Source organism: Streptococcus oralis (genome assembly GCF_001579175.1).
Classification (GTDB): Bacteria; Bacillota; Bacilli; order Lactobacillales; family Streptococcaceae; genus Streptococcus; species Streptococcus oralis_O.
On the sequence record NZ_KQ970760.1, the window covers coordinates 716,320 to 724,796 of the forward strand.

The 8,477-nt window shown below is 35.8% G+C and carries 8 protein-coding genes and 1 pseudogene; 6 read left to right on the forward strand and 3 right to left on the reverse strand.

Annotated features, from left to right (window positions below):
* From SORDD24_RS07830 to rlmD, 4 genes are all read left to right on the forward strand, one after another.
* A partial coding sequence (locus tag SORDD24_RS07830) for a nucleoid-associated protein (RefSeq protein WP_196757282.1) occupies nt 1–548 on the forward strand: 548 nt, incomplete at its 5' end.
* Complete coding sequence (locus SORDD24_RS07835; RefSeq protein ID WP_061409324.1) at nt 548–1,150, forward strand: lysozyme family protein; 603 nt, start codon at nt 548–550, stop codon at nt 1,148–1,150. The genes SORDD24_RS07830 and SORDD24_RS07835, both read left to right, overlap by 1 nt.
* Before the next feature lie 86 nt (nt 1,151–1,236).
* Nucleotides 1,237–2,211: a DUF1002 domain-containing protein gene (locus tag SORDD24_RS07840; RefSeq protein ID WP_061409327.1), complete on the forward strand. Its 975-nt coding sequence runs from the start codon at nt 1,237–1,239 to the stop codon at nt 2,209–2,211.
* A 74-nt stretch (nt 2,212–2,285) separates the two neighbouring features.
* Nucleotides 2,286–3,641 carry a 23S rRNA (uracil(1939)-C(5))-methyltransferase RlmD gene (gene rlmD, locus SORDD24_RS07845; RefSeq protein WP_061409330.1) on the forward strand — a complete coding sequence of 452 codons (1,356 nt, stop codon included), beginning with the start codon at nt 2,286–2,288 and terminating at the stop codon, nt 3,639–3,641.
* 307 nt (nt 3,642–3,948) lie between these two features.
* On the opposite strand, the gene SORDD24_RS07850 is transcribed toward rlmD, so the two are convergent.
* Both SORDD24_RS07850 and SORDD24_RS07855 read right to left on the reverse strand, forming a co-directional pair.
* Nucleotides 3,949–4,242 (reverse strand): DUF5960 family protein, encoded by a 294-nt coding sequence (locus SORDD24_RS07850; RefSeq protein WP_061409334.1) that lies wholly within the window; start codon nt 4,240–4,242, stop codon nt 3,949–3,951.
* Between the two features lie 122 nt (nt 4,243–4,364).
* Nucleotides 4,365–5,054 (reverse strand): XRE family transcriptional regulator, encoded by a 690-nt coding sequence (locus SORDD24_RS07855; protein WP_061409337.1) that lies wholly within the window; start codon nt 5,052–5,054, stop codon nt 4,365–4,367.
* A gap of 281 nt (nt 5,055–5,335) precedes the next feature.
* Here SORDD24_RS07855 and SORDD24_RS07860 point away from each other — a divergent pair.
* Nucleotides 5,336–6,868, forward strand: a pseudogene (locus SORDD24_RS07860) (Eco57I restriction-modification methylase domain-containing protein); the annotation flags it as partial.
* Nucleotides 6,847–8,061, forward strand: a complete 1,215-nt coding sequence (dcm, locus tag SORDD24_RS07865; RefSeq protein WP_196757283.1) for a DNA cytosine methyltransferase — start codon at nt 6,847–6,849, stop codon at nt 8,059–8,061. The pseudogene SORDD24_RS07860 and the gene dcm, both read left to right, overlap by 22 nt.
* Nucleotides 8,062–8,181: 120 nt before the next feature.
* Here the strand turns inward: dcm and SORDD24_RS11330 are convergent.
* On the reverse strand, nt 8,182–8,477 hold a 296-nt coding region (locus SORDD24_RS11330; protein WP_196757284.1), incomplete at its 5' end, for a hypothetical protein.

Below are 8,477 nucleotides of genomic sequence, written 5' to 3' on the forward strand. Positions count from 1 at the left end.
CTGATGAGGCCTTGGTCGTCAATCTTCAAAGTCGCAAGTACCACCTGATAGAAAAACGCATCAAGTACAACGGAACTTTTTTGAACTACTTTTCAGAAAATCTCCTTGCTGTCGCTCCTAAGATTTCTCCCAAGAAATCCATCAAGGAATTGGAAAAAACAGCCCAGAGAATTGCTGAGTCCTTTAACACAGATGATTTTCAGTTTCAATCCAAGGTCAAATCAGCGATTTTCAACAATCTGGAAGAAAACAATGAGTTGTCTCCTGAGAAATTGGCTAACGACCTTTTTGATAACAATCTGACAGCTCGTTTGAGCTTTATCGACCAAGTCAAGGAAGCCGTACCAGAGCCCGTTCAATTTGATGAAATTGATGCCAGTCGTCAGTTGAAAAAGTTTGAAAACCAAAAACTGTCCTTGTCGAACGGAATCGAGCTCATCGTTCCCAACAATGTCTATCAAGACGCTGAGTCTGTGGAGTTCATTCAAAATGACAATGGAACCTACTCCATTTTAATCAAAAATATAGAGGATATTCAAAGTAAATAATGTTTAAACTAATACGAAGAGTGCTAGTGCTAGCAGTCCTTCTTTTTGCTGGATACAAAGCCTATCACATTCGTCAGGATGTAAAGCAAGTCATGACCTACCAACCTATGGTTCGAGAAATCTTGAGTGAAAGAGATACTCCAGCAAATGAAGAGTTGGTGCTCGCCATGATTTATACCGAAACGAAAGGAAAAGAGCGGGACGTCATGCAGTCTAGTGAGTCCGCTAGTGGTACAACCAATACCATTAATGATGATGCCGCTAGTATTCGACAAGGAATTCAAACTCTAACAGATAACCTTTATCTTGCACAGAACAAAGGAGTGGATGTCTGGACAGCTGTTCAAGCCTATAATTTTGGACCTGCCTATATAGACTTTATCGCTCAGAATGGCAAGGAAAATACACTAGCATTAGCCAAGCGTTATTCCCGAGAAACGGTCGCTCCTATCCTTGGAAATACCACTGGAAAGACCTACACCTACATCAACCCAATTTCTATCTTTCATGGTGCAGAACTCTATGAAAATGGAGGAAATTATTACTACTCGAGACAGGTACGCTTTAACCTGTATATCATGAAATTCTTTAATTTCTTTTAAGCATCTGGTTTGACCAGATGTTTTTCGCTATAAGCTTTCTTTAAGATTGTTTTATTACCCTAGAAAGGTAAAGGAGGGAATACCCTATGAGAAAGAAATTCTTTCTAACAAGTGCTGCAATATTGTGGGCCGCAACAGCTATGACGAGTGTCCACGCAGCAACAGATGTTCAAAAAGTAATCGATGAAACCTATGTTCAACCTGAATATGTTCTTGGCTCTTCGCTAACTGAAGACCAGAAGAATCAAACTCTTAGCAAACTTGGCTATGACGCATCGAAAGACACCAAAGATATCAAAACTATGACACCTGATATCTATTCGAAAATCATGAATGTGGCTAATGATGCTAGTTTACAGCTCTATTCGTCGGCTAAGATTCAAAAGCTGGGTGACAAATCACCTCTAGAAGTCAAGATTGAAACGCCTGAAAATATCACCAAGGTGACGCAGGATATGTACCGTAACGCAGCAGTGACGCTGGGAGTGGAGCATGCCAAAATCACAGTTGCAGCTCCTATTCCAGTTACAGGTGAGAGCGCCCTAGCTGGGATTTACTACTCGTTAGAGGCCAATGGTGCTAAAGTACCGCAAGCCAATAAGGACTTGGCCCAAGAAGAACTAAAAGCCTTGTCCGATATCAATGCTGAAAACAAGGACAAGTCAGGCTACGATGCCAATAAGCTCAATGTGGCTTTGGCAGATATCAAGGCAGGAATCGCAAAGGCAAAAGAAGCCAAAGGAAATCTGACAGAAGAAGATGTCCGCAAAATCGTTGAAGACACGCTAAAAAACTACAAACTCGATCAGGTCATAACAGGAAACCAGGTCAATATCATCATCAATTTTGCCCTTAACCTCTCAAAGAGTGACATTTTGAACAATGCTGATTTCACTAAAACCCTAAATGACCTCAAGGAAAGCATTGTATCTCAAGCTGGAGATAGTTTTAAAAATATCAACCTCAACTTTGATGCTAATAAAGCGCTAGAAGAGGGGGGCAACTTCTTTAGCTCTCTTTGGCAAGCCATTGTCAACTTCTTCAAGAGTTTTGGTGCTTAGGTCATTTCATGATATAATAGATGGTAACAGAAATGTTGCCGTCTTTTTTTGTCGGCCAATAGAAAGTGAAAAATATGTTAAAGAAAAATGATATTGTAGAAGTTGAAATTGTCGATTTGACCCATGAAGGTGCTGGAGTTGCTAAGGTAGAAGGTTTGGTTTTCTTTGTAGAAAATGCTCTACCAACTGAGAAAATCCTCATGCGAGTCCTTAAAGTCAATAAAAAGATTGGCTTTGGGAAGGTTGAAAAATACCTTGTTCAGTCACCTCATCGTAACCAAGACCTTGACCTAGCTTATCTACGCTCAGGTATCGCTGATTTTGGGCATCTTGCCTATCCAGAGCAGCTCAAGTTTAAAACCAAGCAAGTAAAAGATAGCCTATATAAGATTGCTGGAATCATGGATATAGAGGTCGCAGATACTCTTGGCATGGAAAATCCTGTCAAGTATCGTAATAAGGCTCAGGTTCCTGTTCGTCGCGTTAATGGTGTTCTAGAGACTGGTTTCTTCCGTAAGAATTCTCATGCTCTGATGCCTCTTGAAGATTTTTATATCCAAGATCCAGTGATTGACCAAGTTATTGTGGCTTTACGTGATTTGCTTCGTCGCTATGACTTAAAACCCTATGATGAGAAGGAACAGTCTGGTCTGATTCGAAACCTTGTTGTACGTCGTGGCCATCATTCAGGTCAAATTATGGTTATTTTGGTGACAACTCGTCCTAAAATTTTCCGAGTTGAACAGTTGATTGAACAAGTCATCAAGCAGTTCCCAGAGATTGTGTCTGTCATGCAAAATATCAATGACCAGAATACCAATGCCATTTTTGGGAAAGAATGGCGGGTTCTCTATGGTCAAGATTACATTACGGACCAAATGTTAGGCAATAGCTTCCAAATTTCTGGACCAGCCTTTTACCAGGTCAATACAGAAATGGCAGAGAAGCTTTATCAGACAGCCATTGACTTTGCGGAGTTAAAAGCAGATGATGTGGTTATCGATGCTTATTCTGGTATTGGAACGATTGGACTATCCGTTGCGAAACATGTTAAGGAAGTCTATGGAGTTGAGGTCATCCCAGAAGCAGTTGAGAATAGCCAGAAGAATGCAGAATTGAACGATATCACCAATGCCCACTATGTCTGTGATACAGCAGAAAATGCCATGAAGAATTGGCTCAAAGAAGGTATTCAACCAACAGCTATCCTAGTCGATCCACCACGCAAGGGCTTGACCGAAAGCTTCATCAAAGCAAGTGCCCAAACAGGAGCTGACCGCATCGCCTATATATCTTGTAATGTGGCAACTATGGCGCGTGATATCAAACTCTATCAAGAATTAGGCTATGAATTGAAGAAAGTACAACCAGTTGATCTTTTTCCTCAAACACATCACGTTGAGTGTGTAGCTTTGCTTGTAAAAGCCTAGAAACCTTGTAACGAAAGGGGTTAAGAAAAGCCTTGTAGGTAAGGCTTTTTCTTATGTGCTGGGGAAGTATCAAAGTGAGAATACAAGTTGAGTATCTTGATGTGATAACCTGATAGGCTGTCAATCTATTTCCATAAACCCTAGGGGGTACAGTGTTTTTTCCATTGACAAGGAGTTTGTGGGAATAGAAACGTACCCCCTAAATTAAGCGTAAACAGGGTTTGAACTAGGAAAAAGTAGAAGTTAGATTACACAAATAAAAGCAATAAAAGTCTTGAAACATAAAAATTCAAGGTTTTTATTGCTTTTATTTTATACTTCTTACAGTTTTCTGATAGGAGTACTTCCTAGTCAACTTACTTTCTTTCACGGTTTCAATATTAAAAATGAAGTAGTGATCACGATTATCTTTGGCATTTTCTTTATTTAATTTGAAGTAGTTCTTCATAGATTTAGCCATAGTAAGCATGATGTCATCCGTTAAGAAAGTCAAAGGTATGTCTAACGCAGAATATTTATAGAAGTCTGTCTCAAATTTACGATAGCTATCGCTGAAATAATCTATTTGCAATTCATTTTTATGAAATTCAAGCTGACTCATGATTTCCCTCCGATTCTAACTGGATATTGATGATTTCTAAAATTGGAATGTTCTCGTAGCCACTTGGTGTTTTAAGCAGTACTTGCTCATTTTCGATATTTGCTATAATGCCTGTATATGTTTTAACTTCTAATGATAGGCATAAAGTGACCTACGACTTTGCCAACAATGCGTGGTTCATCTTCATAAGGAATAAACTTATCTGGATACTTATCATTTAAGGATACCATTCTAAAACCCTCTTTTTCGCGATAAAGTTTTTTGATAAAGACTGAATCATTCCACGATAGAGCGTAAACTGCGCCATCATAGTCGAATCCACTGGAACGAATAAGAGCTACCTCACCATCTTGATAGATTGGTTCCATAGACTTACCACTAATCCAGGCAGCGATATCATATCCAAGCTGTTCTTCATCTGAGTATACAGTTTCTGTTTCATATTCATCAAATAAAGATTCTCCAAGACCGGCAGAAAGTTGGATATCTGATAGTACCTGCACTGTGAAAAGTGGAGTGGCTTTTGAGTATTGTTGTGAAAGTAGTAATTCTTCAACATATTCCTCAGCTTTTGCTTGATTATCAGGAGATAACTGAAGATAATTATTGACAATATTGTACTCAGATTCAAAGTAGGATACTTCAACATCTAAGATTTCAGCAAGTGCAACTAGATTTTTTTGGTTAGGTTTGGCACGTCCAGATTCCCAGCTATTGTATGACGATCGATTGATATTGAGCAAATCAGCTATTTCAGTCTGAGAAAAACCTTTAGAAATCCTCTTTGTTTTGAGATTTTTTTTTGAAAACATGGTATAATACTCCTATGTTGTTTTATAGAACAACAAAATTTTATCAAATTATTTTAAAAAAGACAAGCTAGAGTAGATTAAGGATTTGAAATCTAACTTTATGGTATAATAACAGTTGATTGCAAAAAATAATTCTTCCTATCTTAACGTTGATTTGTTTTAGAAAGTGAGTGTATAGATATCAAAAATTTTTATTTAGAATTATTCAGTACACCGTATTATCAGTTTATTGATGAATTATCAGAAACAGAACATGAGAAAAAAAATTATTAGGTAGTTTCTATACAGATTATAGAGTAGCTACTGAGTTAATTATGAGAATGATAGACGTAGCTCCAATTGACTTATTAAATAGTAGTAAATTATCAATAATTGATCCATTTTCTGGAGACGGAAGATTGATTCAAATTTTTCTAATAGAGTTGAATTCAGTTTCAAAACTAAAAGGACGTGAAGTCAACATCACTCTTTGGGATGTTGATGATGAAGCCTTATCTAAGAGTGAACACATAATAAATAAAGTAAAGTCAGAACTTGGCTTCAAAGGTAATTTATCAATTGAAAAAACAGATTCTTTTGTTAACTATATTGATCACATAGGCTTATTTGATTTTTGTATAACAAATCCACCTTGGGGTCTTTTGAAACCTTTAAAGATAATCAACAGCAGAAGTAGTGATGACGTTGTAAATAGCTATAAAAACGCTTTATCTGCATATGATGATTATTTCAAAAAAGAGTTTGTAACTTCTCAGCCTAAGAGTAAGTTTGGTAGATGGGGTACTAATTTAGGTAGAGCTGGAGTTGAAGTTGCTACTTGCTTAGTGAGAACTGGTGGGATTTGCGGTTTTGTTTCTCCGTCATCCTTGTTTAATGATCAAGTTTCATTCAATTTTAGAAAAGTTTTATTTGAAAAATATAAGATTGAAAGTATTTCCTATTTTCCAGCTAAATTAAAGCTATATGGCAGTGCTGATGTATCTAGTGTTACTGTAGTATTGACAAGTGGAATTACTGAACAGATAAGTATTAATCTTTATAATGTAAAATTTGAAAAAGAAAGTACTTGTTTCGAATCGAGTGATTTATTAAGAATTAAAGATAACGAATATAGAATTGGATTAGAGAATGGGGTTGAGTTGTTAAAATTTGATAACCATTTTGATGACTTTAAAACATTAAATGAAGTTTGCGAGCAGAATGATTTAGTTTTTACTAGGGAACTAGATGAGACTAGAATTAGCGAAAAGTTGATAGACTTCAGTAAATATATGTTCGCTAAAGGATTTATGGTTGACCGATATAGCTTTGAAAATGCTAATCTATATTTAGATACGAACAAAATTAAAATTCCTAAAAGCGTAAATTATAGTAAGCTAGTTTGGCGTGATGTATCGCGCAGTACTCAGAGTAGGAGAATTAAAGCAACCTTACTTGAACCAAATTTTATTGCTGGAAATTCTCTAGGAGTGATTTATAGTACTAATAATGACTTGAATAAGCTAAAGTTATTACTAGCAATCTTTAATTCAATTGTTTTCGAATTTCAAACTAGAAACAAATTAGTTTCGAATCATGTGCCAGTTGGAGTAATTAAAACAATAAAAGTTCCTGATTTAGTTGAGAATCAAGATATCACAGTACTAGTAGAAAAAAGAATGAGGGGAATTGAAGTTGATTTTGAATTGGAGGTTCTAGTCGCAAAAATGTATGGTCTAAAAAAAGATGACTTTATTTCTATAGCAAAATCATTTAATTTTAATAAAGATGATATTACGATTCTATCAAAAACTTGGGAGAAATATTTAAAATGATTTTTAACCATTACGCATCTAAACTTAGTGATTTAGATATGCAGATTATTAACCATGTTCCGCCAGGGGGAAATTGGAAGAATATTCCGGAATCAGTGCCTTCAAAGAGATTGGAGCAAATTAGAGAAAGCTATAAGGCTGGGAAAGGTAGCAGGTCGACGTACTATGGTAGGTTACAGCCAAATTTGCCTTCTTATACTATTAATACATATTTTAATAGACCAGGCAATGGATGTCATATCCATTACGAGCAAGATCGTACTTTAACTCAAAGAGAGGCAGCAAGACTTCAGACGTTTCCTGATAGTTATGAGTTTCTAGGTTCTAAGACTGCAGTAAATAATCAAATTGGTAATGCAGTTCCGCCATTATTAGCTTACCAAATAGCAAAAAAATTACCTAAAAAAGGAAAATTTATAGATTTATTTTGTGGAGCTGGCGGTTTAGCATTAGGTTTTATTTGGGCAGGTTGGACTCCTGTAATTGCAAATGATATAGATAAAAATGCCATTGAGTCTTATAAGTTAAATATCGGTGAACATACTATCCTTGGTGATATAAATGATACAGAGGTTTTTAACAAAATAGTTGAAGTCGCTCTAAAAGAAAAGGAACGAGATCCAGAAACACCTTTATTTATCTTGGGAGGACCACCCTGTCAAGGTTTTTCAACGGCTAATACACGACGTGGGAAAGATGATTTGAGGAACTGGTTATTTAAGTCGTATGTTAATCTTCTTAGAGAAATTAAACCAACAGGTTTTGTTTTTGAAAATGTAAAGGGTATTACAAACTTAGATGGTGGTAAGTTTTTTACAATGATAAAAGATGATATGCTTTCATGTGTAGAAGCTATAAAAGTGAATAAGATTAATTCAGCTGAATTTGGAGTTCCACAGAGAAGAGAGAGGGTTATTGTAATTGGAGGTGAATCTTTGCTTGTCGATTCTTTTGAGTTAGAACCGATTAGTAAACTACCGAATAGTGATAATATGTTGCCAACTATATTCGGAGTGAGAGAAGCACTGGATGATTTACCAAAAATTAAGCAGTCGGAAGATGGTAGTAATTTAGATTATCGTTATTTACCCCAGAACCACTTTCAAAAATTTATCAGAGGTTACCTAACAGCAGAAGAGTATCTATATGATTTCGTAATAGATAATTCTCATAACATTATTGAAAACTGCTAGAATGTTTAAGACAAGAGTGCATGAAAATTGCCCAGTTTTAAGAGGTTATTATTAAGACTCTTAAAGCTGGGCAAATCATGCTTTTTTATTTTTAGTTTAAAAGTGGCAAATGTTTAAAAATTATTCTATTTCCCTTGAATAACGAGGGCCATCCCAATTTTTTTCAAGTAATTTTGCGACTTTTTCCATAATTTTAATCATCAATTCATTACCTTTCTGAAAGGCAACGATATCTTGTGTGTTGTAATTAGAAATGAAGGACTTAAGTTCATTGTCCTTATCGTCATCTTTTGTTAAAATCGTATAAAGCTCAGAGTTTTTATCTTTAAGAGAATCTTCTATTTCACTAATCTCCTGTAATAATTGTGATTTTAGGGTTTCAATTTCTGAATCATTAATTTCGAGAATATTTCTAC

Excerpts from the sequence above, each read along its gene's own strand:
- SORDD24_RS07835 (WP_061409324.1), top strand. The coding sequence starts at position 548 with ATGTTTAAACTAATACGAAGAGTGCTAGTGCTAGCAGTCCTTCTTTTT.
- SORDD24_RS07840 (WP_061409327.1), top strand. The coding sequence starts at position 1,237 with ATGAGAAAGAAATTCTTTCTAACAAGTGCTGCAATATTGTGGGCCGCA.
- rlmD (WP_061409330.1), top strand. The coding sequence starts at position 2,286 with ATGTTAAAGAAAAATGATATTGTAGAAGTTGAAATTGTCGATTTGACC.
- SORDD24_RS07850 (WP_061409334.1), bottom strand. The coding sequence starts at position 4,242 with ATGAGTCAGCTTGAATTTCATAAAAATGAATTGCAAATAGATTATTTC.
- SORDD24_RS07855 (WP_061409337.1), bottom strand. The coding sequence starts at position 5,054 with ATGTTTTCAAAAAAAAATCTCAAAACAAAGAGGATTTCTAAAGGTTTT.